The following is a 20920-nucleotide window of genomic DNA, read 5'->3' on the forward strand; positions in this document are numbered from 1 at the left end:
TAGTTATACAAATGGATAGGTATACGAAGGGATAATTGATTCTTTGGTAGCGGCGCGATTTATCGCGCGCTTTTGATATGAATTATTTATATCTGGCACAAACACGCCTCGGCCAGCCATAACCAAATCTGATTATCAGGTATTTATTCTATCTGCTGCGCCAGGCGCAGTTCACTGATCATTTGTTCTGCTGCCGGAGAGACCGGATAAGCAGCATGGGTGACGGCATAATGGGTCACGGTCCATGTCGGAGAATCAGGCACCCTGACCAGCGGAAAACGCGTCTGCATCAGTTGCGCATAATGGTGCGGCAAGATACCCACCACGTCGCCCGCCGCAATCAGCATCGCCACGGCTTCAATACCAACGGCCTCCGGTCCACGGCTCAGATGCAGGCGTGCCAAAGCGTCCTCGACAAAGGGTTGCTGCGCGCGCCAGACCAGCGGCAGTTGCCGCGCACGCAACTCACTGCCAGCCAGCGTATACAGGCCATGTGATTCGTCAAATAACTCGGCATAGTGCAACGATGGGGTTTTCTGATAATCCATCACCCCTTTGATGACAATGTCCAGCCGTCTGTCCAGCAATGCCTGAATCAATTGCGACCCCGCCATCACGCTCAACGATAGCTGGACACCCGGAGCATGGTGCCGCAGCGCGCGCAGCGCCTGTTGTAAATGTGAGCCGCTGTGACTGATGACATTGTCGGTGATGCCCATCACCAACGGCCCGGAAATCACCCCACGACTGGCATCCATCGCCGGGAAGATACGATCCAGCGCCCCTAACGCTTCGCGGGCATACAGCAGTGCTGACTCCCCCGCGACCGTCAGCTCAAAGCCTTTCGGGCCGCGGGTACAGAGCGCCGTCCCGAGGGTTTCTTCGATCGATTTGATCTGACGACTAATGGTCGCCTTGGTCATATTCAGGGTTTTCTCAGCAGCAGAAAATCCGCCAGATTGCGCCACCACGCAGAATATTCGTAAGGCGCGCAAGTCTTTTTCATTCAGTGTCCGGGGTTTCATGGTTGCTGTTTCCGTAACCGTGCTTGCAAATAAGATCAGTTTTCCTGGTAAACCCGTATCCCTACACTCGCCTCAGTTCGTTTTTCGCCAATACCAGGAAATCATTATGTCTTTACCGTTAACAGTGCCACCGCAAACTAATCATAAATCACTGCTGTTTTCCGAATTAGCCCTCGATCTCGATAATTTGCAAGCACATTTTGCCGTGCTGGGGATGCCATACGGCGCTGCCTACACTCCGCAGGACTACAATAACGACCAGGTTCGCGCCCCGACCGCCATTCGTCAGGCCTCCGATCGCGTCATACGCAGCCCCGAACGTTACGACTTCGATATTGAGGGGCCGTTATTACAGGGCCGGGATGATGTGCGTTTTGTTGACTGTGGTGACGTCCCGGCTGATCTCAATGATCCCCGCAGCCATTTCGTCCGCGCCGAACAGGCGGTACGTAAAATTCTCGCCGCTGGCGCGATTCCCATCGTGCTGGGTGGCGATCACGGTATCACCAATCCGATCCTGCGTGCCTTTGACGATCAGGGACCGATCACCATTGTCCATCTTGATGCACATCTTGACTGGCGTGACGAAGTCAACGGGGTGACTGACGGCTTATCCAGCCCGATGCGCCGCGCGTCTGAGCTGCCGTTCGTTAAAGACATTATTCAAATCGGTATGCGCGCCTCAGGCAGCGCCCGCCAGGAAGAGGCGGACTATGCCCGTGAATGGGGTGCCAAAATCATCACCGCCTACGAACTGCACGATCACGGCATGGATGCGGTTCTGGCACAGATCCCGGACGGCGGGCGCTATTACCTGACCATTGATGCCGATGGTTTTGATCCGGCAGTGATGCCTGCCGTGGCAGGCCCGGCTCCGGGCGGCGTGACCTTTGTTCAGGCACGTAAGCTGATTCACGGGCTGGTGAAAAAAGGCCGGGTGGTGGGGATGGATATCGTCGAAATCCAACCGGCCAAAGATGTCCATCAGATATCCTGCATGACCGCAGGCCGTCTGGTGCTCAATTTGATTGGTGCAGCAATTCGCGCCGGTTACTGCGACAGCAATGTTTAACCTTTTGGAGGACGTATGACTTTTCGTTCGCTTCTGCTTAGTGCGTTACTGTTTTCATCTTTGTCCCAGGCCGCCGAACCGATTCGGGTGGCGATTGATCCCACCTTCCCCCCAATGGAATATATTCAGAACAACCAGCGCACCGGCTTTGATGTGGATTTGGCCGCCGCCTTATCGAAACAGATGGGCCGTCCGTTGGTGTACACCGATATGGATTTCAAAGCGATGGTGCCCTCGGTGTTAGCCGGGCGTCAGGACATCGTGTTGTCGGCGATCTACATCACCGACGATCGCAAAAAAGTGGTGGATTTCACCGATCCCTATTTCTCTGCCGGACTGGTGGTGATGGTGAAGAAAGGCGACACCCGTATCAAAACGCCGCAGGACCTGGCCGGTAAACGCGTTGCCGTGCAGGTCGGCACCAAATCGGTCAAAGTGCTGGCGGATCAATTCCCCAGCGCCCAGACCGTGGAAGTGGAAAAGAACGAAGAGATGTTTAACTCACTGGAAGCAGGCCGCGCCGATGCGGTGGTGACGGGTAAACCGGCTGCGCTGCTCTACAGCAAAACCCGTGGCACCACGCAGATTCTGCCGGAACCCCTCACCCATGAAGAGTACGGCATTGCGGTCAGCAAACGTGAACCGGAACTGCGCCAGCAACTCAATGAGGCGCTGAAAGCTATCAAAGCCGACGGCACTTACGACGCGTTGCAGAAAAAATGGTTCGGCACCGCCGCACAATAAGCCGGGGTAAGCATGGTTGAATTTGATTTTACCCCCGCGTTTGCTGCCTGGCCGGAGCTGTTGTCAGGTGCCTGGGTGACGATTGAAGTCACCCTCTGCGCCCTGCTGATCAGCTGCTGCCTCGGCACCCTAATCGGTCTGGGGAGGCTCAATCCCCAGCGCAAACTGGTGTGGTGGCTGTGCAACAGTTATGTGGTGTTCGTGCGTGGCACGCCGCTGCTGGTGCAGTTGTTTATCCTCTATTTCGGTCTGCCCTATTTCAACATCGTTATCCCGGCGTTTGTCTGCGGTATTATCGGTCTGGGATGCTATTCGGCGGCCTATGTCTCGGAGCTGGTGCGCGGTGCCATTTTGTCGATCGACCGCGGGCAAACCGAAGCGGCGCGTTCCATGGGGATGTCCGGTGCCCAGGCGATGCGGCTGATTATTCTGCCGCAGGCGTTGGTACGCATGGTGCCGCCACTGGCAAACGAATTTATTGCGTTAACCAAAAACTCCGCGCTGGTCTCGCTGGTGACCATTCACGATCTGATGCACGAGGGGCAGAAAGTGATCAGCGTCTCCTACCGTTCGTTGGAAGTCTACATCGTGATTGCCTTTATCTACCTGCTGATGACCAGCAGCACCATGCTGTTGCTGCGCGTGGTGGAGAAAAAACTGCGTGCCGGGGGGATGGTGCAATGAGTACAGCCATCATTGAGGCGCTTAACCTCGATAAGTATTTTGGTCAGCACCATGTGCTGAAGGATGTCAGCCTGGCAGTAGCACGCGGTGAGGTGGTGGTGATTATCGGCCCGAGCGGCTCCGGTAAAAGCACCTTTTTACGCTGCTGCAACGGCCTTGAAGTGGCGCAGCAAGGCAGTATCCGTCTGTGCGGCCAGCAGCTGTTGCAGGATGGTGAGCTGCTGACCGAGCCGGACCTGAATATCCTGCGACGTCAGGCGGGGATGGTGTTCCAATCCTTCAACCTGTTTCCCCATCTGTCCATTCTCGACAATGTTGCCATTGGCCCGCATAAAATCCTGAAACAGGGACGCGTCTTTGCCCGCCAACTGGCGCTGGAACTGCTGGAAAAAGTCGGGCTGGCGCATAAGGCCCAGGCGATGCCCGCCAGTCTTTCCGGCGGCCAGAAACAACGTGTCGCGATTGCCCGTGCGCTGGCATTGCAGCCCGAGGTGATGCTGTTTGACGAACCCACCTCAGCCCTCGACCCCGAACTGACGCAGGAAGTGTTGCAGGTGATGAAGCAACTGGCGCAGGACGGTATGACGATGATTATCGTCACGCACGAAATGAACTTTGCCCGTGAGGTCGCCGATCGACTGGTGGTGATGGAGGATGGCGTGATCGTCGAACAAGGCCCGACCCGCACACTGTTCTCCTCGCCTGCCCATCCGCGTACTCGTGCGTTGTTGCAACATGCGCTGATTTCCTCAGGAGAAAAACATGAGCATTAACCTGCGCGGCAGCGAACGTTTGAACCGCGCTTTTACCGGGATTCCCACCTTTCTGCGTGCTGACTATTGTGCCAGCCTGAGCGAATTGAATGCGGCGGTGGCGGTGTTCGGTGTGCCCTTTGATGAAGGTTCGCCCTGGCAGCCCGGCACCCGCTTTGCTCCACGCAGCATTCGGGAACATTCGATGCGCTTCGCACCAACGGGTTTCTTCGATATTGAACGTCAGCAACATTTTCTGACTGATGTGGTGACGCAAGGTCGTCTGGTCGATGTCGGTGATGTGGATGTGTTGCCCACCAATGTGATGGGCACCCATGACAATATCAGCGCCATGACGCAGTTGATTCGTCAGCGTCAGGCAATTCCCGTGGCGTTAGGCGGCGATCATTCGGTGTCCTGGCCGCTAATTCGCGGCATTCAGGAGCCGTTACATGTGGTGCAGTTCGATGCCCATCTTGATTTCGCCCCCGTCACCAACGGTGTGCATTACAGCAACGGACAGCCCTTCCGCCATATTATGGCGCTGGATCAAGTACAAAGCCTGACGCAGATTGGCATTCGCAGCCGACGGGTGCGCCCCTCAGAATTTAGCGATGCCACGGCACAGGGCAGCACCATTATCACGCAGCAACAGTTCCGCCAGCGCTCCCCAAACGCGTTGTTTGCCCATCTACCTGCCGGGGAAAAATGTTATATCAGCATGGATATTGATGTGCTGGATATGGCGCTGGTGCCCGGCTGTGCATCTGCCGAACCTGGCGGGATGCAATATGATGAACTGCTGCAATCCCTGCTGGCGCTGATGGCGCGGATGGAGGTGGTGGGCATCGACCTGGTGGAGGTTAACCCGCAGCTGGATGTCGCCACGGGGGTCACCTCTTATCTTGCCGCTCATCTGCTGGTGGAAATGCTGGGTCACCTGCTGCAATAAGCGTTACATCATCTGCGGTTCACGGATGGCATTGCCACGGGCAAAGCGACTTAAGCGATAAGGGGACAAGTCGGTATAGGGTTGATCGTGCATCACCATCTGCGCGCACAACTTTCCGGCTCCCGGACCGATACCAAAGCCATGACCGCTAAAACCGCTGGCGACAATCAGCCCCGGAATTTGGCTGATCTCATCGATGATTGGCACCAGATCCGGGGTGGTATCAATCCAGCCACCCCAGGCATGATCAACCGCAATCCCTTGTAATTGCGGGAATTCATGTATCATTTTGCCAATCGCTTCGCGCAGGATTTGCTTATCCGCTGCCGGATCGAGCACGCGGATCTTTTCAAACGGCGAGATCCCGTCCATCGACCAGGATCCGGCGGCTTCCGGGCCGGAAAAGAAGGATCCGTTGAGGCGAATCTTGAGTTTTTTGGCGATTTTGCTGCGGTACATTGGATAGAAGCGCGTGGCATAGCGCAGGTTTTGTGGTGCGAGATCGATTTGTCCTCGCCCGGAAATCGCCACGGTATAGCTGCCATCCAGTCGACGGCGGATTGCCAGTCCCGGCACACTCAGGCACCCTTCTGTCACCTGGGCGGCGACGGTGGTTTTGAAGGCGGTGCCCATAATGTTTGCGGCTGGTAAATCAATACCATAGCGGTTACAGAAACGTGAACTCCAGGCACCGCCACACAGGATCACTTTGCTGGCTTTGATCAGCCCGCGTTCGGTCCAGACGCCGGTTACCCGCCCACCGCTGATGTCCAGGCCGCGCACGGCACAACGTTGCTGGATATTGGCCCCCAGCTTTTGCGCCCCGACCGCCAACGCAGGCACCGCCTGGGAAGGTTCAGCGCGGCCATCGGTGGGCGACCAGACGCCGCCCAGCCATGACGTTTTCCCGCCAATACGCTCCTGCGCCTCTTTCGCGGATAAGATCTGGCTATGGAAACCGATATTTTTCGCCTGCTTGCCCCAGCTCTCCCATTTCGCCAGATCGGCGGCTTCAGTAGTGCCATACAGGATACCGGTACGACGAAACCCTAAATCCATGCCAATTTCGTCACCCAACTCGGACCAGCGTTGCAGGCTGTACATCGCCATCGGCAACTCATACAGATCGCGATTCTGTTGTCGCACCCAGCCCCAGTTGCGGCTGGATTGCTCACCGGCCATCACTCCTTTCTCCAATAGCGCCACGGACACGCCCCGTTTCGCCAGTTCATAAGTGACCGAGGTGCCAATAATCCCGCCGCCAATCACTACCACGTCAACCGCATCGGGAAACGACGGGCTGTCCGGTACTGCATCAATCTTTACGCGCATCACACATCCTCAAGGTCACAGGCTTATCGCTCATTATTGATTTATCGGACAATAATTAACTATCGGAGATATTTATGGCCGGTCTGCAACTATGCGTTCTGGTAGAGATCCCAGCGGTTGCCGTAAATATCCTCGAACACCACCACCATGCCGTATTCTTCTTCGCGCGGTTCTTCGCAGAACGTGACGCCATTCGCTTTCATCTGCTGGTAATCGCGCCAGAAGTCGTCAGTTTGCAGAAACAGGAATACCCGCCCGCCGCACTGGTTGCCAATAAATTGTTCCTGCCGTGGATTGGAAGCTTTCGCCAGCAATAAATTGCAGTCGCTTTCCGGATTCGGATTCACCACCACCCAGCGCTTACCCGGTTGCGGCGTGTCTTCAATTAAATGGAAACCCAGTTTTTGCGTGTAATATTCAATCGCGCGATCGTAATCATCGACCACAATTGCCACATAACCCATACAACGTTTTTGCGTACGCATTGCTTCACTCCCTTGTTAATCTTTAAGCGCTTGCATCATAAAGATGCTGAGCGGATCGGGCTGATATGGCTGGAAGGCATCGCACTGGAGATAGCCCATTTTTTCATACAGCCGAACGGCGGCCAGCTGCTGATTACCGGTTTCCAGTTGAGTAACGTTACAGCCTTGTGCTACCGCGATCTTTTCCAACTGCTGCACAATCGCTGCGCCCAATTGTTTACCCCGGCAGGTGCTGCGCACGTAAATACGTTTTAATTCCGCGCTGCCTTCTTCCTGCACCAACACCGCGCCACAGCCAACCGGCTGTGCTGCCTCATCGGTGGCGATGACACAATGCAGGGCATCCTCGGCAACGGTGGTTAAATCAAGACAATGGTTGCTTTCCGCCGGATAGAGGACGCTCTGAAAGGCATCCAGTTCGGCCACCAGCAGTTGGAAATCGCGGTCATGAGCGGACGTCGTTTTGATCTCAAACATCCCTGCACTCCTGTTATCACGCACCCAGCAATTTGCGATATTGAATAAATTCGGTCTTACTGGCGATCTGATCATAAAGCTTACGCGCAGTGGCGTTGGACTCCTGCGTCGTCCAGTACACCCGCGAGCAGCCCAATGCTTCCGCCTGCTGATAAACTGCCAGAATTAACGCTTTCCCTGCCCCTTTGCCCCGCGCCGCTTCGCTTACGAAAAGATCCTGTAAATAACAGTAGTCACCGACGGTCCAGGTGCTGCGATGCGTCAGATAGTGCACCACACCGATCAATACCCCGTTCTCTTCTGCCACCAGGCAATGCATCGGTTCGGTATCCGTCAACAAGCGCTGAAATGTCAGCTGCGTGGTTTCTTCGTTAATTTCGGTGAGATAAAAACGTTGATAGCCCTGCCACAATGACTGCCATGCGGTGCGATCGTCAGCACGTAACCCACGTATTTCCATAGTTATTCCTTTATTAATCATTCGGCACAACGACGCACCACTATAGAACCTTTTCTAATTAAGTGAACAACTTCACAACTGCGGCACCGTAATTGGCCGCTGAGACGCAGCGGGACTTACAATGATTTTCTTATCTCGCGGTTTTTCAGGAGGAAACACGTCATGTTAGTCACCCCAAAAGTACGCATGAATCGCCTGTTTCAACAGGGCAAATGTCTCGATGTGGCGATCGATCACGGCATTGCCAATGAACCGGATTTTCTGATCGGACTGGAAAATATTGAAGGCGTGATGCGCAACCTGATCGCTGCCCAGCCGGATGCCATCCAGGTTAACTATGGCCAGGCCGACTTGTTGCAACGCGAAGCGGGACGCAAACCGGCGCTGGTGATGCGTACCGATGTCGGGAATGCCTATAACGCCGCCCGCCACCGTGAGATGTGGGCGGTGCTGCATAACCCGGAAGAACCGATTCTGGCGGCGTTGCAGATGGATGCCGCTGCGGTGGTGGTTAATCTCTATCTGATCCCGGATGAACCTGGCATCTTTCGCATGTGTGTTGAGAATATTGGCCGCCTGCGCCAGGCCTGCGATCGCTACGCCATGCCGTTAATGATTGAACCGCTGGTAATGGCCCCGGCCGGACAGGGTGCGGCTTATGGTTCGCTGGGTGATGTAGAGAAAATCGTGCCACTGGTGCGGCTGGCGCGCGAACTGGGAGCCGATATCGTCAAAGCTGACCCCACTGATAACGTTGAAGACTTTCATCATGTGGTGGAAGCCGCGCGTTGCCCAACCCTGGTACGCGGCGGTGGTAAAGGCGAGCTGGGGGCGGTGCTGCAAAAAAGCGCTGCGCTGATGGCACAGGGTGCCAGCGGCATGGTGTATGGGCGTAACGTTTATCAGCACGATAACCCGTCGCGGGTGGTAAAAGCGCTGATGGCGATCATTCATCAAGGGGTCAGTGGCCCGGATGCACTGGAGATTTATCAGCAGGGATAAAGGTTTGCAGCGGGTTAAAATGCATGTATAAACAATCATCTACCTGATGAAAGGATCGACAACATGCAAATTAACCAGCTACCCTTTGGCATCACGCAATGGGACCAGATTGAAGCGGAAACCCATACCGGCGATCGCGGTTTTGCTTTGTGGCGTACCCAACGTTTCAACGATATTCGCGTGCGCATGGTGGAGTATTCGCCAGGCTATCTGGCCGATCACTGGTGTCTGAAGGGGCATATTTTGCTGTGTCTCGAAGGTGAGATGGTGACAGAACTGGAAGATGGTCGCCGTTTCACCCTGACGCCTGGCGTCAGCTATCAGGTGGCGGATAACGCTGAAGCGCACCGTTCCTCAACCGAAACCGGTGCGAAGTTATTTATCGTTGATTGATTTGCGCGATAAATCGTGCCGCTACCCAATACCGCAATTATCCCGTAGCGGTGCGATTCATCGCGCGGTGGTGACCTTTACTGATGCGTTGCCAGCGCGTAAGCCGCTGTCAAATCCAGACGTTGCCAGAATGACTGATCCGCATTGCCGGAAAGTGGATAGCCGCCTGGCAGCGCCGATTTCACCATTAACGCCCGACGCTGAGCATCAGACAGCTTCGGCAGCGCGGTTTTCAACAGCACTTCCGCCCCGGCAGGCACCGTTACTGCGACATTTTTGCCGGTTGCTTGTGGCAGGTTATAGCTCAGGGTGAAACGGTAGAATTGTTTCATCTGCGGCGCACGGTAAGGATCGTCCTTGCCTGTAGTGCGTGCGCACTCCGCCAGCGACGTACCGCATTCTTTCTCCAGCGCCGCACGCAGTTGATCGCGCGCTTCACTGAATAACGCCTGATAGCGGGTATCGTTAAGATAATTCGCCACATTGCGTTCCGCCACCATGCGTGAACCCATCACGTCGAGCGGATAATGTACCCCCAGCACCAGACGTGAGTAGCCATAACGCGCGCCACGGGTGACCAACGCTTCGAAGCGTTCAGGCACCATTTCCGCCAGCAACAGCGCATCGGTATAACCGGTGTTGGTATGCCCGCTGGGGAAAGAACCGCCATCGGCGGTGTAAGGATGATTATCCTTAACCACCACATCATCCGGCACCAGATGGATGGTGTTACCTTCATGCAGGAACGGACGGGGATAGTTAAAGTGTTTTTTTGCCGCGCCGGTGCTGACTTCACTGGCTTTAATCAGCGCCGCCGCTTTGCCCAGTTCACCTTTGTCATAGGCGGCCAGAAAGGCTTTACCGAGGCGTGGGCCGAGCGCATCCGCGAGAAAATAAAGATGGTTGATGCCTTCGGCATCGGCCAGCGCCTGATGGCGCGTACCCTGCGTGGCGTTCAGATTGATATTGGTCACGGTGGCACGACTGGCATCCAGCACGCTGGCCGGCAGCGAACTAAACCCGGCCAGCAGTGCGATACCTGCCTGCTGATTGGCTTTGGTCTGGAAATCGTAACCGCTGCTTTTCAGCCAGGCGTAATCCGCCTGGGTTGGCGTTTGTTTGGCTTTTTCCAACAGGTTGCGCGTCAGTTGCGGATTGTTACCCTGTAACGCCGTGCGCAATGCCTCTTGCATCTGCTGTTCAAGATCGTTGTAACTTGCCTGAGCAGAACCGATTGAAGTCTGACTGGCGAGCGCCGCAGCGTCCGGCAGTGAGATCGCTTGTGCCTGCTGCGTCAGAAGCATCAGGGCAGCGATCAGAGTGAAGCGGGTTTTCATTATTTTCCCCTGTTATCAGAATATTACCTTGCCGGGGAAACACGCTAGCACCCTGTTGTGACAGTTTTATTTCAGTTAACGGCACTGGCTGGCACAGTTTTGTACACAAATTTGTGCCAGTGAACCACAGGCACCGTTTTTATCATTGTTACATTGTGATTGCTGGATATAACAATTCTGCTGGCAGGCTGACACATCACATTTCGCCGCGACAGGCGTGAGCTGCGGGATGGGGGATTTGCTCTCTGGTTGCCAGCGGGGTTGTGCGGTCGCGCCGATGCTGGTGAGCAGCAGCAACAGGATGGTCCACTTCATCGCCTTACCCTCGTGTGATTGATTGGAAAAAGTATGGTTGTCGCGGCGCGATTTTTCGCGGGCTTTTTGTCGTTGTGCGATATTGCGCGATAAATCGCGCCGCTACCCTTGAAACCAATGATTCATTCGATGGCGGCATAATGCATTATTTTAGTGCAACGCAATGAGTCAGCATTGTGCAGCGTTCTGAAGGAACTCTGATAAAAATTGATTAATATCAATAAATATCAGTGCATTGACTTGTGCAGAGACAATTCCCCGCCATTGGTACAAAAGTTGCAAGCCTGTTCCGGTATAGCAAAGGAGAAAGTTATGAAAGCGATTGTGATTGGTGCGGGTATTGGCGGGATGAGTGCGGCGATTGCGCTGGAAAAAGCAGGCTTTACCACTGCGGTGTTTGAAGCAGTAAAAGAGATGAAACCGGTCGGCGCGGCGATTTCTATTTGGCCCAATGGCGTGAAATGCCTCAATGCGCTGGGGATGAAAGAATCGCTGCGGGCGCTGGGCGGCAATATGGCGTTTATGGCCTACAACGATGCCCATAGCGGCGCTACCCTGACCCGCTTCAGCATGAATCCGCTGGTGCAACAGGTTGGCGAGCATCCTTACCCAGTGGCACGCGCGGAATTACAGGCGATGTTGATTGATACCTATGGCCGGTCGCGCATTGGCTTCGGCAAACGCGTTACCCAGGTGGAGCAAACCGCCAGCGGCGTGACGGCCTGGTTTGATGATGGCAGCCAGCAGCAGGCTGATTTCCTGGTTGCCGCCGACGGCACCCATTCGGTGATCCGCCATTACGTACTGGGCGAAAGCGTCGAACGTCGCTATGCCGGTTATGTTAACTGGAACGGGTTGGTGACCATTGATGAAAGCATCGCTCCGGCGGATCAGTGGACCACCTTCGTCGGCGAAGGCAAACGTGTTTCGCTGATGCCGGTGAGCGGCAACCGTTTTTACTTCTTCTTTGATGTGCCGCTACCGAAAGGCCTGCCGGAAGATCGCAGCACGCTGAAGGCCGATCTGCACGGTTACTTTGCGGGCTGGGCCGATCCGGTACAACGCCTGATCGATGCGATTAACCCGGAAACCACCAACCGGGTGGAGATTCACGATATCGAACCGTTCAGCCAGTTCGTTAAAGGACGGGTGGCGCTGCTGGGTGATGCGGCACACAGCACCACGCCGGATATCGGCCAGGGCGGTTGTGCTGCGATGGAAGACGCGATTGTGCTGGCACAGACACTGGCCGCCCATTCGCTGGGCATCGAAGATGGCTTGCTGCGTTACCAGGCTCGCCGGGTGGAACGCACCAAAGACCTGGTGCTGAAAGCACGTAAACGTTGTGACGTTACCCACGCCAAAGATGCGGCGATCACCGCCGCCTGGTATCAGGAACTGAAAAATGAAACCGGCGAACGCGTGCTGGCCGGGATGTGCGACACCATTGAGGGCGGGCCGCTGGGCTGAGCCAGATGATGCACCGACCAGGGCGCGCGATAAATCGCGCCGCTACGGGTCGGTGCAGTCAAAAGCGTCGTTATGACAGTCCCCGGTTCTTCAGCATAGGGCCAATTTCCGGCGCTTTGCCGCGCCAGGCCAGCCACAGATACTGCAAATCGGTGCTGTTGCCGCGAGACAAAATCTGCTCACGGAAGTGCTGACCATTCTCGCGGGTTAAACCACCCCGCTCCTCAAACGCCTGGTAGCCATCATCGGCCAGCATTTGCGTCCAGATATAGGCGTAATAACCCGCCGCATAACCGCCGCCCCATATATGGCGGAAATAGCTGGACCGGTAGCGTGGCGGCACCGTGCTCAACGCGATATTCTCCGCTGCCAGTGCCTGGAGTTCGAAATGGCTGACATCTTGCGGATTATCCTCGCAGGTCAACGAGTGCCATTGCAGATCCAGCAGCGCCGCTGCCAGCAACTCGGTCATGTCATAACCTTTGTTGAACGTCGCCGCACGCACCATTTTTTCACGCAGTTCGGCAGGCATCGGCTCCCCGCTCTGATAATGGCAGGCATAGTTGGCGAACACCTGCGGGTTGCTGGCCCAGTGTTCGTTTATTTGTGACGGGAATTCGACAAAATCGCGTGGCGTGGCAGTGCCGGAGATGCTGACATAACGTTGCGAGGCGAACAGGCCATGCAGTGCGTGACCAAACTCGTGGAACAGGGTGATCACCTCATCCCAACTCAGCAATGCCGGTTGCCCACTGGCCGGTTTGGTGTAGTTGCAGACGTTGTAGATCACCGGTTTGGTGCCGAGCAGCGTTGACTGATCGACAAAGTTGCTCATCCACGCGCCACCGCTTTTATTATCGCGCTTGAAGAAATCGGTATAGAACAACGCCAGCGGCGTGTCGTCAGCGTCGAAAATTTCATACACGCGCACATCAGGATGGTACACAGGCAGGTCATGACGTTCGCTGAAGCGAATGCCAAACAGCTGGCTGGCAGACCAGAACACCCCTTTCTCCAGCACGTTCTCCAGCGCGAAGTACGGGCGAATCTGGCTTTCATCCAGCTCATATTTCGCTTTACGCACCTGTTCAGCGTAGAAGCTCCAGTCCCAGGCGCGCAGCGGGAAACTGTGATGGGCCTGCTCAATGGCCAGCTGAATATCCGCCGCTTCGCGTTCCGCGCGCTCACGCGCCGCGGGCACGATGTTGCGCATAAAACTGAACGCGGCTTCCGGGGTCTTCGCCATCTGATCCTGCAAGCCCCACTCGGCATAGGTTTTGAAACCTAGCAGGCTGGCACGTTGTGCGCGTAGCTGTGCCATGCGCAGTACCAGCGCACGGGTGTCGTTATCGTCTCCCTGCTCACAACGCGTCAACGCACGCTGGAACAACGCTTCACGCGTGGCGCGAACGGTCAGGGACTGCAACGCCGGTTGCTGGGTGGTATTTTGTAATGGCAGCAACCATTCACCAGACAAGCCGCGCGCCTCGGCTGCGGCTTTGGCGTGCGCCAGTTCTTCGTCGCTCAGTCCGGCCAGTGCGGCGGGATTGCTGACGGTATACGCCCCCGCTTTGCTGGCGGCCAGCAGCCGGTTGCCAAATTTGGTGCCTAGCGTCGCCAGCTCCTGATTGCAGGCACGCAATTGTGCTTTGTCGGCGTCATTCAGTGCCGCACCGGCCAGTTTGAAATGCTGCCAGACAACCTCTGTCAGGCGCATTGCTTCCGCATCCGGGCACAGCGAGCCACGATGCTGATAAACATAATCCAGTCGGCTGAACAGCTGGCTGTTCAGGGTGATTTCATCGGTCAGCGCAGTCAGTTTCGGGGTGATCAGCTCATCAATTTCCTGAAGCCGCTCGCTGGTGTTGGCTGAGGTCATGGCGCCAAACACCAGGTTAACGCGGCTGAGCAGTTGCCCGCTGCGCTCCAGCGATTCATAAGTATTTTCAAAGCTGGCAGGTTCAGGATTGCTGGCGATCGCCGCTACCTCCTGGCGTTTTTCTTCAATTCCGGCTTCCAGCGCCGGGAGAAAATCGTCTTCCTGAATCTGGTCAAACGGCGGGGTTTGGTACGGCAAAGTGCTGGCGGTGAAGAAAGGATTGGCTCTTGAATTCATTATCGCTCCTGATCATCAGCAACGCCGAAGCAAGCTCCGGCGGAATGTTTCTATCCTGGCAGTTTCAGCGCATCTCAACAACTCATCGTCTGCCGCTGATAAACACTGATGATCTCACCCGCCACCGCTACCGCGATTTCGGCAGGCAACTTACCTTTGACATCCGGCAAGCCCAGCGGGCAACGCAGACGCGCCAGCGTGTCCGCCGCAATGCCTTTTCCTTCCAGGCGATAGCGGAAACGTTGCGCTTTGGTCTCCGAGCCGATCACCCCGGCATAGCAGAAATCGCCGCGTCGCAGGATGGCTTCGCTCAGCGCCAGGTCAAGCGGATGATGATGGGTCATCACCACGAAATAGCTGCCCGGTGCGGCTTCCGCCACGCAATCCAGCGGGTCATCCACCTGACGTACTGTAACGCCCTCCGGCACCGTGCGGAACTGCACGGCGCGGCTGTCGATCCAGGTAATGTGACAGGGTAACGTCGCCAGCAGCTGCACCAACGCTTGCCCAACATGCCCGGCACCGTACACCTGGATTTCCGGCTGTTGCTGCATCAGCGGTTCAAACAAGATGGTCGCCATGCCGCCACAGCACTGGCCAAGTCGCGCCCCCAACGCGAACTCTTCCGTATGCGGCGCACTGCGCGGCTGCTGCAACATCTCACGCGCCTGGGCGATACATTGATACTCCAGATGCCCCCCGCCGATGGTGAGAAAACTGTCGCTGGCGGTGACCACCATTTTGCTGCCGCTGTCACGCGGCACGGAACCGCGCTCACTCAGCACGGTTACCAGCACGCAACTTTCCCGCTTTTCCCGCAGGCGGTGCAGTACGCTAATCCAGTCGTGGTAGATCATCATCTGCTCCCGAGAGGCGCTGAACGCCCCAGAAAACCCGTTCCGGCGTGGCTGGCGCATCCAGCAGCGGATGCTGACGGTACTCCGCGACGCTGGCGACCGCATCCTGCAACGCGCACCAGACTGCAATCCCCAGCATAAACGGTGGCTCGCCCACCGCTTTGGAGTGAAACACCGTCTGTTTTGGATTTTTACGGTTCTCCACCAGGGTAACGCGCAGATCGGCTGGCACATCACTGATGGCCGGGATTTTGTAGCTGGCCGGACCGTCAGTGAGCAATTTGCCCTGATCGTTCCATACCAGTTCTTCGCAGGTCAGCCAGCCCATGCCCTGCACGAAACCCCCTTCCACCTGACCAATATCAATGGCCGGATTAAGCGATGCACCGACATCATGCAGGATATCGGCGCGCAGCAGGCGATATTCACCGGTGAGCGTATCCACCAGCACCTCACAACAGGCCGCGCCGAAGGAGAAATAGTAAAACGGCGTGCCGCGTCCCGCGTTGCGGTCATAATGGATACCCGGCACGCGATAAAAACCGGTGGCGGAGAGCGGCACCTGATTCAACCACGCCTGCTGGCACACCTCGGCGAAGGTGAAATGCTGCTCCCTGACGCGCACGATCCCGTTGCTGAAACTGATCTGCTCAGGCTCGCATTGATGTAGCTTGCACAACATCGCCGTTAAGCGATCCCGCAAGGTTTGTGCCGCATCCTGCGCGGCTTTGCCGTTAAGATCGGCCCCACTGGAGGCCGCCGTTGGCGAGGTATTGGGCACTTTGCCGGTATCCGTGGCGGTCACCTGGATATGGCTGATGTCGATTTGCAGCACTTCCGCCACAATCTGCGCCACTTTGGTGTTCAAGCCCTGGCCCATCTCGGTGCCACCGTGATTCAGCTGCACCGTACCATCGGTGTAGATCAGAATCAGCGCGCCCGCCTGATTCAGGAAGCTGGAGGTAAAGGAGATGCCGAATTTCACCGGCGTCAGCGCCAACCCGCGTTTCATAAAGCGGTTAGTCGCATTGAACGCCTGAATTTCTGCGCGCCGTACCGTGTAATCGCTACTGGTTTCCAGTTGCGTGGTGATCTCCTCCAGCAGGTTATCCTCCACCTGCTGGTGATAATGGGTGACGTTGCGATCCTGCTTGCCATAGTAGTTTCGCTTGCGCAGTTCCAGCGGATCGAGCTGCAACTCGCGCGCGATGTGATCCATGATCTGCTCAATCGCCACCATACCCTGCGGTCCACCAAAGCCACGGTAGGCGGTATTTGACGCAATGTTAGTGCGGCAGCGATAACCGGTAATCAGCGCGTCACCGAGATAATAAGCATTATCCGCATGGAACATGGCTCGATCGACTATCGATCCACTAAGATCGAGGGAAAAACCACAATTTCCTGCCAGATCGATCTTCACGCCGCAAAAACGGCCCTCGCCATCGAAGCCAACATCGTAGCGCACGTAGAACGGATGGCGCTTACCGGTGATGCGCATGTCATCACGGCGTGCGAGGCGCATTTTTGCCGGTCGACGCGTCTGACGGGCCGCAATCGCGCACAAGCAGGCGACACCTGCCGCCTGGGTCTCTTTGCCACCAAAGCCCCCGCCCATACGCCGCATATCGATGGTGACGTTGTTCATACTGATGCCCATCACTTCGGCTACCAGCTTCTGCACTTCGGTAGGGTTCTGGGTGGAGGAGAACACCTGGAGCGCGCTGTCTTCGCCAGGGATCACCAGCGCCGTCTGGGTTTCCAGGTAAAAATGTTCCTGACCACCAATGTGGAAGCTGCCCTGAATACGATGTGGCGCACGCGCCAGCGCCGCATCAGCATCGCCGCGTTGATGTACATGGGGTTGCTGGACAAAATGTCCCTGTTCCAGCGCCGCGCAAACATCAAGGATCGCCGGTAACGGTTCATATTCGACAATCGCCGCCTCGACGCCCGCCCGTGCCGCTTCCGGCGAATCTGCCGCCACGGCAATCACCACCTGCCCGAGATACTCGACTTTGTCCTGCGCCAGCAAGGGATCGCCGGGTTCCAGCGGGCCAACATCATTGCTGCCCGGCACATCACGCCAGGTGAGCACGCTGACCACGCCGGGCACCGCATAGCACGGCTGCACATCCAGCCGGATAATCCGGGCGTGAGCGTGTGGGCTGAGTAAGGGGCAAAGGTGCAACAAGCCCGGTAAGTCGGGTTTGTCATCAATATAAATCGCTTCGCCGGAGACATGTTTATCAGCGCTTTCGTGCTTGTGGCTGCGCCCGACACCGCTTTGCATACTGGTGTCAAACTGGGTTTTTAACAAAGTTTCATTCAATTGCGGGCGATTATGAGACATAGCGCGTCACCTCTGCGATGGTCAGTTCGCCGCTGGCCTGTGCGTAGTAGCGGCGCAGCAAATTGCGCGCCACCTGCAAACGGTAGGCGGCGCTGGCGCGGAAATCGCTCAGCGGCTGGAAATCCTGGCTCAGGGCGGCGCAGGCCGCCTCGATGGTTGTCAGGCTCAATGCTGCACCGACGAGTGCCGCTTCGGCGTTCAACGCCCGTTTGGGCGTGGCCGCCATGCCGCCAAAAGCGATGCGCGCATGTTGCACCACACCGTTCTCTACCTGGAGGTTAATGGCAACAAAAATGGCGGAAATATCATCATCGAGCCGTTTGGAGACCTTCCAGGCCACAAATTCAGGTGACACTGTCACGCGAGGAATAATGATGGTGCGAATAAACTCACCGGGTTGGAGTACCGTCTGACGATAGCCGGTAAAGAATTGATCCAGCGGCACTTCCCGACACTGTTCCCCTTGTTGCAATTCGAGGTGAGCGTTGAGCGCCAGCAACATCGGGGCAGCATCACCAATCGGTGAGGCGTTACCGATGTTGCCACCCAGCGTGCCCTGATGACGAATTTGCAGCGAAGCAAAGCGCGCCAACATGCGGCTAAATGCCGGAATGCGCGTGGCGAGAAACTGATCGCACTGATGCAGTGAGGCACCGGCGCCCAGACGCCAGTGCGCCTCATCTTCGCTACACACTTTCAGCTCGGCAACCTGCTCCAGCGCAATCAGCAACGGAATGCGTTGATGGTGCTGGGTGATCTGTAACGTCAGATCGGTGCCGCCCGCCACTAAGCGCGCGTCCGGATGCTGCTGATACAAAGCCGCCAGCTGCGACAAGGTTTTCGGCACCAGGCAGCGGCTACCGTTGGCTTCCAGCATCTGTACCTCGTTGCTGACCAGCGCCTGTAAACGCTGCACCACGCTGGCTTCGTTCTGGCTGAAGTTATCGTCCACCGCGGATTCACAGGCTTGCTGCGCCGCATCCATAATCGGTCGATAACCGGTGCAGCGGCACAGGTTGCCGGCCAGCGCCTGCTCCGCCTGATGACGGTCCCAGCCGTGGCTATTTTTTTGTAAGGTGAAAAGTGACATGACAAAACCCGGCGTGCAGTAGCCGCATTGCGAACCATGGCAATCGACCATCGCCTGCTGTACCGGGTGCAGATCGCTCCCCTGGCGCAAATCCTCGACGGTAATCAACTGTTTTCCTTGCAGGCTGCTGACCAGCGTCAGGCAGCTGTTGACCGTTTCATACTGCATACGCCCCTCCACCACTGTCCCCAGCGTCACGGTACAGGCACCGCAATCGCCGGAGGCACAGCCTTCTTTGGTGCCACGACGCTGCTGGTGATTACGCAGATAATTCAATACGCTGAGGTTCGGATCGAGATTACGCTCAGTGACCAGTCGGTTATTAAGCAGAAACTGAATCATGCCGCTTTTACCCCGCTTTCCCGTTGCCAGACCGGCTGGCCGTTGACCCAGGTTTGGGCGATGTTGCGATCGTCGCCCAGCGTCATCAGCACAAATAGTTTTTCCCAGATATCTTTGCTGTTGGCATAGCGCAATTGCTGTAATGCGGAAACGGCAGGATCGAGCACAACAAAATCTGCCTCTTTGCCGGGGTTAAAGTTGCCAATGGCATGGTCGAGGTCGAGCGCATGCGCTCCCCCCAGCGTGGCATGGTAAAAGGCTTCGCAGGCGCTGAGTTTATAGCGCTGAAGCTGGCCGACTTTGTAGGCTTCGCCAAGGGTCTGCAACAGGTTAAAGGTTGTGCCGGCACCGACGTCGGTGCCGATGCCCATGCGTACGCCCTGCTGCCAGCAGCGTTTGATGTTGAACAATCCACTGCCGAGAAACAGATTGGAGGTTGGGCAAAAGGCGATCGACGAATCGGTATCGTGCAGGCACTGCCATTCATGATCATCCAGATGCAGACAGTGAGCGAAGACGCTGCGTTTGCCGGTGAGTTGATGCTGGTGATACACGTCGAGATAACCGTCATGCTCCGGGAACAGTTCTTTAACCCAGGCGATTTCCTGCGGATTTTCACTCAGATGGGTATGCAGCCAGGTATCGGGAAACTCGGCGCGCAGCTGACGGACTTTCTCCAGCAACTGGGGCGACGAGGTCGGAGCAAAGCGAGGCGTCAGCGCGTAGCTCAGACGGCCACGGTTGTGCCAGCGCTCGATCAGGGTGCGGGTTTGCAGGTAACTGGCCTGCGGCGTTTCGGTCAGATAAGCCGGAGCATTACGATCCATCATCACCTTACCGGCAATCAGACGCATATTGAGCTGCTCCGCAGCGCTAAACAGCGCTTCCACCGATTGCGGATGCACCGTGCCAAATACCAGCGCGGTGGTGGTGCCATTCGCCAGCAGCTGATGCAGGAAAAAGGCTGACATCTGCGCCGCATGATCGGGACAGTGATACTGGCTTTCGACCGGGAAAGTGTATTGGTTCAGCCACTCCAGCAGCTGCTCGCCAAAAGCCCCTATCATCTCGGTTTGCGGATAGTGGATATGGGTATCGATAAAACCCGGCACGATCAGCTTGCCACGCAGGTCAGTCAGCGTGGCGGGGTCAATACGCGACTGCGCGCTTTCCCAGGGTTCTAAGCTGACGACTTTGCCGTCGTGTAGCGTAAGTACGCCGTCTTCGAGGTAGCGTGCCTGGTCAGCAATGGTGTCGGGTTGATGTGCTACGCCAGTAAAATCAAAAAAACTGGCGCGCAGCGTGGTTTCGGATGCGAAAGGCATAAAAGGGTTCCTTGCTTTCTCATTGTTATGGCAGGTGATGGCCTTTTATGGGTTTTGCAAACTGCGTGCCAACACAAATAACTCTATTTTGTCTTTATATTCAATTAATTAGAGTGATATAAGCTATTTTTATGGCAGGTTGCGCAAGCAACCGAGTGCGCAAACGGTTGCTCAGTTCCGCAATCGGTTGCGATTTAACAACTGTCGGTGAGGCGGATGTTTAGTGGTCTTTGCGGTGCGTTCAGCTGTGCCAGATTGGTGCAATGATGCGCTGAAATCGTGCAGGTAAAATTCAGCAACGGCTTTTGATGGGCAGAGAACCGGGGTTAGTGCTAAG

General features: G+C 56.2%; 20 protein-coding genes. 8 read left to right on the forward strand and 12 right to left on the reverse strand.

Annotated elements, in window-relative coordinates:
• Positions 1-143 precede the first annotated feature (143 nt).
• On the reverse strand, positions 144-1025 hold the full coding sequence (locus tag AC6I8W_RS10820) for a LysR family transcriptional regulator (RefSeq protein ID WP_497835012.1): 882 nt from the start codon (positions 1023-1025) through the stop codon (positions 144-146).
• Positions 1026-1131: 106 nt separating this feature from the next.
• Between AC6I8W_RS10820 and AC6I8W_RS10825 the strand changes: the two genes are divergently transcribed.
• The 5 genes from AC6I8W_RS10825 to AC6I8W_RS10845 are packed head-to-tail and all read left to right on the forward strand — an operon-like array spanning position 1132 to position 5229.
• A complete protein-coding gene (locus AC6I8W_RS10825) occupies positions 1132-2097 on the forward strand; it encodes an agmatinase (protein ID WP_497835013.1) in 966 nt (321 codons plus the stop codon).
• Positions 2098-2112: 15 nt separating this feature from the next.
• Positions 2113-2841: a transporter substrate-binding domain-containing protein gene (locus AC6I8W_RS10830; RefSeq protein WP_497835014.1), complete on the forward strand. Its 729-nt coding sequence runs from the start codon at positions 2113-2115 to the stop codon at positions 2839-2841.
• Positions 2842-2853: 12 nt separating this feature from the next.
• Positions 2854-3525, forward strand: a complete 672-nt coding sequence (locus AC6I8W_RS10835) for an amino acid ABC transporter permease (RefSeq protein WP_208723445.1) — start codon at positions 2854-2856, stop codon at positions 3523-3525.
• Positions 3522-4298, forward strand: a complete 777-nt coding sequence (locus AC6I8W_RS10840; protein ID WP_497835015.1) for an amino acid ABC transporter ATP-binding protein — start codon at positions 3522-3524, stop codon at positions 4296-4298. The genes AC6I8W_RS10835 and AC6I8W_RS10840 overlap by 4 nt, the downstream gene beginning before the upstream one ends.
• Entirely contained in the window at positions 4288-5229 is a 942-nt protein-coding gene (locus AC6I8W_RS10845) for an agmatinase (RefSeq protein ID WP_497835016.1), read from the forward strand. The genes AC6I8W_RS10840 and AC6I8W_RS10845 overlap by 11 nt, the downstream gene beginning before the upstream one ends.
• Before the next feature lie 3 nt (positions 5230-5232).
• Here the strand turns inward: AC6I8W_RS10845 and AC6I8W_RS10850 are convergent, their stop codons facing one another.
• The 4 genes from AC6I8W_RS10850 to AC6I8W_RS10865 all read right to left on the reverse strand — a co-directional run bounded on the left by AC6I8W_RS10850 (position 5233) and on the right by AC6I8W_RS10865 (position 7983).
• Positions 5233-6561, reverse strand: a complete 1329-nt coding sequence (locus tag AC6I8W_RS10850; RefSeq protein WP_497835017.1) for an NAD(P)/FAD-dependent oxidoreductase — start codon at positions 6559-6561, stop codon at positions 5233-5235.
• A gap of 89 nt (positions 6562-6650) precedes the next feature.
• Positions 6651-7046 carry a VOC family protein gene (locus tag AC6I8W_RS10855; protein ID WP_013509118.1) on the reverse strand — a complete coding sequence of 132 codons (396 nt, stop codon included), beginning with the start codon at positions 7044-7046 and terminating at the stop codon, positions 6651-6653.
• A gap of 15 nt (positions 7047-7061) precedes the next feature.
• The gene (locus tag AC6I8W_RS10860; RefSeq protein WP_497835018.1) at positions 7062-7523 is read right to left on the reverse strand and encodes a GNAT family N-acetyltransferase; all 462 of its coding nucleotides are present in this window, start codon (positions 7521-7523) and stop codon (positions 7062-7064) included.
• A 16-nt stretch (positions 7524-7539) separates the two neighbouring features.
• A complete protein-coding gene (locus AC6I8W_RS10865; RefSeq protein WP_497835019.1) occupies positions 7540-7983 on the reverse strand; it encodes a GNAT family N-acetyltransferase in 444 nt (147 codons plus the stop codon).
• Between the two features lie 162 nt (positions 7984-8145).
• Between AC6I8W_RS10865 and AC6I8W_RS10870 the strand changes: the two genes are divergently transcribed.
• Both AC6I8W_RS10870 and AC6I8W_RS10875 read left to right on the forward strand, forming a co-directional pair.
• Positions 8146-8985, forward strand: coding sequence for a class I fructose-bisphosphate aldolase (locus AC6I8W_RS10870; protein WP_497835020.1), 840 nt, complete (start codon positions 8146-8148; stop codon positions 8983-8985).
• Positions 8986-9048: 63 nt separating this feature from the next.
• On the forward strand, positions 9049-9378 hold the full coding sequence (locus tag AC6I8W_RS10875; protein ID WP_497835021.1) for a DHCW motif cupin fold protein: 330 nt from the start codon (positions 9049-9051) through the stop codon (positions 9376-9378).
• A gap of 77 nt (positions 9379-9455) precedes the next feature.
• Here AC6I8W_RS10875 and AC6I8W_RS10880 read toward each other — a convergent pair whose 3' ends face one another.
• Positions 9456-10715 (reverse strand): acid phosphatase, encoded by a 1260-nt coding sequence (locus AC6I8W_RS10880; RefSeq protein WP_497835022.1) that lies wholly within the window; start codon positions 10713-10715, stop codon positions 9456-9458.
• 75 nt (positions 10716-10790) lie between these two features.
• Positions 10791-11030: a hypothetical protein gene (locus tag AC6I8W_RS10885; protein WP_497835023.1), complete on the reverse strand. Its 240-nt coding sequence runs from the start codon at positions 11028-11030 to the stop codon at positions 10791-10793.
• Between the two features lie 312 nt (positions 11031-11342).
• Between AC6I8W_RS10885 and hpxO the strand changes: the two genes are divergently transcribed.
• A complete protein-coding gene (hpxO, locus tag AC6I8W_RS10890) occupies positions 11343-12500 on the forward strand; it encodes an FAD-dependent urate hydroxylase HpxO (protein WP_497835024.1) in 1158 nt (385 codons plus the stop codon).
• A gap of 70 nt (positions 12501-12570) precedes the next feature.
• On the opposite strand, the gene dcp is transcribed toward hpxO, so the two are convergent.
• The 5 genes from dcp to guaD form a co-directional block, all read right to left on the reverse strand.
• Positions 12571-14616 (reverse strand): peptidyl-dipeptidase Dcp, encoded by a 2046-nt coding sequence (gene dcp, locus AC6I8W_RS10895; RefSeq protein WP_497835025.1) that lies wholly within the window; start codon positions 14614-14616, stop codon positions 12571-12573.
• Between the two features lie 74 nt (positions 14617-14690).
• A complete protein-coding gene (gene xdhC / locus AC6I8W_RS10900) occupies positions 14691-15473 on the reverse strand; it encodes a xanthine dehydrogenase accessory protein XdhC (RefSeq protein WP_497838169.1) in 783 nt (260 codons plus the stop codon).
• On the reverse strand, positions 15451-17826 hold the full coding sequence (gene xdhB, locus AC6I8W_RS10905; RefSeq protein ID WP_497835026.1) for a xanthine dehydrogenase molybdopterin binding subunit: 2376 nt from the start codon (positions 17824-17826) through the stop codon (positions 15451-15453). The genes xdhC and xdhB overlap by 23 nt, the downstream gene beginning before the upstream one ends.
• Complete coding sequence (xdhA, locus tag AC6I8W_RS10910; protein WP_497835027.1) at positions 17816-19258, reverse strand: xanthine dehydrogenase small subunit; 1443 nt, start codon at positions 19256-19258, stop codon at positions 17816-17818. The genes xdhB and xdhA overlap by 11 nt, the downstream gene beginning before the upstream one ends.
• The gene (gene guaD, locus AC6I8W_RS10915) at positions 19255-20583 is read right to left on the reverse strand and encodes a guanine deaminase (RefSeq protein ID WP_497835028.1); all 1329 of its coding nucleotides are present in this window, start codon (positions 20581-20583) and stop codon (positions 19255-19257) included. The genes xdhA and guaD overlap by 4 nt, the downstream gene beginning before the upstream one ends.
• Positions 20584-20920 lie beyond the last annotated feature (337 nt).

The sequence above is a fragment of the Pantoea sp. X-Soil-TKNS-1211 genome, from assembly GCF_059730495.1.

Coding starts and splice junctions, on each gene's coding strand:
- AC6I8W_RS10835 (WP_208723445.1), top strand. CDS start 2,854: ATGGTTGAATTTGATTTTACCCCCGCGTTTGCTGCCTGGCCGGAGCTG.
- AC6I8W_RS10870 (WP_497835020.1), top strand. CDS start 8,146: ATGTTAGTCACCCCAAAAGTACGCATGAATCGCCTGTTTCAACAGGGC.
- AC6I8W_RS10885 (WP_497835023.1), bottom strand. CDS start 11,030: ATGAAGTGGACCATCCTGTTGCTGCTGCTCACCAGCATCGGCGCGACC.
- hpxO (WP_497835024.1), top strand. CDS start 11,343: ATGAAAGCGATTGTGATTGGTGCGGGTATTGGCGGGATGAGTGCGGCG.
- AC6I8W_RS10840 (WP_497835015.1), top strand. CDS start 3,522: ATGAGTACAGCCATCATTGAGGCGCTTAACCTCGATAAGTATTTTGGT.
- AC6I8W_RS10875 (WP_497835021.1), top strand. CDS start 9,049: ATGCAAATTAACCAGCTACCCTTTGGCATCACGCAATGGGACCAGATT.
- xdhB (WP_497835026.1), bottom strand. CDS start 17,826: ATGTCTCATAATCGCCCGCAATTGAATGAAACTTTGTTAAAAACCCAG.
- xdhA (WP_497835027.1), bottom strand. CDS start 19,258: ATGATTCAGTTTCTGCTTAATAACCGACTGGTCACTGAGCGTAATCTC.
- AC6I8W_RS10860 (WP_497835018.1), bottom strand. CDS start 7,523: ATGTTTGAGATCAAAACGACGTCCGCTCATGACCGCGATTTCCAACTG.
- guaD (WP_497835028.1), bottom strand. CDS start 20,583: ATGCCTTTCGCATCCGAAACCACGCTGCGCGCCAGTTTTTTTGATTTT.
- AC6I8W_RS10825 (WP_497835013.1), top strand. CDS start 1,132: ATGTCTTTACCGTTAACAGTGCCACCGCAAACTAATCATAAATCACTG.
- AC6I8W_RS10820 (WP_497835012.1), bottom strand. CDS start 1,025: ATGAAACCCCGGACACTGAATGAAAAAGACTTGCGCGCCTTACGAATA.
- AC6I8W_RS10830 (WP_497835014.1), top strand. CDS start 2,113: ATGACTTTTCGTTCGCTTCTGCTTAGTGCGTTACTGTTTTCATCTTTG.
- AC6I8W_RS10855 (WP_013509118.1), bottom strand. CDS start 7,046: ATGCGTACGCAAAAACGTTGTATGGGTTATGTGGCAATTGTGGTCGAT.
- AC6I8W_RS10865 (WP_497835019.1), bottom strand. CDS start 7,983: ATGGAAATACGTGGGTTACGTGCTGACGATCGCACCGCATGGCAGTCA.
- AC6I8W_RS10845 (WP_497835016.1), top strand. CDS start 4,288: ATGAGCATTAACCTGCGCGGCAGCGAACGTTTGAACCGCGCTTTTACC.
- AC6I8W_RS10880 (WP_497835022.1), bottom strand. CDS start 10,715: ATGAAAACCCGCTTCACTCTGATCGCTGCCCTGATGCTTCTGACGCAG.
- xdhC (WP_497838169.1), bottom strand. CDS start 15,473: ATGATCTACCACGACTGGATTAGCGTACTGCACCGCCTGCGGGAAAAG.
- dcp (WP_497835025.1), bottom strand. CDS start 14,616: ATGAATTCAAGAGCCAATCCTTTCTTCACCGCCAGCACTTTGCCGTAC.
- AC6I8W_RS10850 (WP_497835017.1), bottom strand. CDS start 6,561: ATGCGCGTAAAGATTGATGCAGTACCGGACAGCCCGTCGTTTCCCGAT.